General features: G+C 66.2%; 1 pseudogene. It reads right to left on the reverse strand.

The features are described 5' to 3' along the window. Nucleotides 1-1,772, reverse strand: a pseudogene (locus tag EOA24_RS36755) (kinesin); the annotation flags it as partial.

Consider the following 1,772-nt stretch of genomic DNA (forward strand, 5'->3'; position numbering starts at 1 on the left):
GGCCTGGGCGATGTCCTCGGCCCTGGCAAGCAGCGCGGCGGAGGTCTGCTCGGCGCGTTCGGCGATCTTGCGATCGGCGTCGCTGAAGGCCGCACCGGCCTGCTCATGCAGGGTGCTTGTGACTTCCATGACCTTGTCGCGCAACGCGCCCGCCACGAACACCGCGGTCTTCTCCAGCACGCCGCGCACATTGTCGACACCGGTCGACAGCGCTCGCTCCATGGTGCTGGCGCGTTCTTCGATGACACCGGTCTGGCGGCTGAAGGCCTGCTCGATCTTCTCGACATCGGCGGCGATCGCTGCCGAAATGTCGCTGCTCCGCGCGGCGATCTGGTCGATATGGCCGGAGACCGAACGGTCGACGTCCTTGCGCGTATCGGCGAGCTTGGCGAGATCGTCCTCCAAGGCGCGGGCCAGCATGTCGCGGCCTTCTGACAGCTTGCCGACATGGCCGGCGATGACGTCGTCGATCTCGGATCGGCTTTCGGTCAGCTTCTGGAGGTCGGCTTCGAGGGCGCGCCTGAGGATATCGCGGCCCTCGGCGAGCTTCTCGACCTGGCCGGCGACAAGACCGTCGATGCCGGCCCGGCTTTCGGCCAGCTTGGCGAGATCGGCTTCAAGGGCGCGCGTGAGGATATCGCGGCCTTCGGCGAGCTTTTCGACCTGGCCGGCGACAAGGCCGTCGATCGAGGCGCGGCTTTCGGCGAGCTTGGCAAGGTCGGCTTCGAGCGCGCGCTTGAGGATGTCGCGGCCTTCCGCCAGCTTCTCGACCTGGCCGGCGACAAGCCCGTCGATGCTGGAACGGCTTTCGGCCAGCTTGGCGAGGTCGTCCTCCAGCGCCTTGGACAGCGTCGCGCGGTTCTGCGACAACTGGTCGGCATGGGTCTGCATGAGCCCGCTGGCATTGGCCATATCGGCGTCGAGCGCGCGCGAGAGTTCGGCGCGATGGCCGGTGATCTTCTGCGAATGATCGACGATTGCGCCCTGAATCGTGTTGAGATCGGCTTCCAGCGCGCGCTTGAGAATGTCGCGGCCTTCGGCCAGCTTCTCGACCTGGCCGGCGACCAGCCCGTCGATGCTGGAGCGGCTCTCCGCCAGCTTGGCGAGATCGTCTTCGAGCGACTTGGACAGCACCGAACGGTCCTGAACGAGCCGGTTCTGATGTTCGGCAACGGCGCCGCTGACATTCTGAAGGTTATCCTCCAGGGCTCTCGATAGGGCCGAGCGGTCTTGCGCCAGCTTGTTCTGATGATCGGCAATGGCGCCGCTGACGGCCTGCAGATCGGCTTCGAGGGCCTTCGACAGTTGCGAGCGATCCTCCAGCACCTTGTCCGAGTGTCCCGCAATGGCACCCTTGATGGTGTTGAGGTCGGCCTCCAGGGCGCGCTTGAGGATATCGCGGCCTTCGGCAAGCTTTTCGACCTGGCCGGCAACGAGGCCGTCGATCGAGGCACGGCTTTCAGCCAGCTTGGCGAGGTCGGCTTCCAGCGTCTGCGATAGCAGGCCGCGGTCCTCGGCGAGCTTGCCGGCATGGCTGTCGATCAGGCCGCGGATGCCGCTCAGATCGCTTTCAAGCGCGCGGCTGAGCTCACCGCGGTCCTCGGCGAGCTTGGTCGAATGGGTCTCGACCAGGTTCCTGATGCCGATGATGTCGGTCTCGAGCGCCTTGGCCAGCACGGCGCGGCCCTCGGCGATCTTCTCGACCTGACTGGCGACGAGGCCGTCGATCGAGGCGCGGCTGTCCTGCAGCTTGCCGAGATCGGCTTCCAGGG

Origin of the sequence: Mesorhizobium sp. M2A.F.Ca.ET.039.01.1.1, assembly GCF_003998035.1 — a bacterium.
Lineage (GTDB): Bacteria > Pseudomonadota > Alphaproteobacteria > Rhizobiales > Rhizobiaceae > Mesorhizobium.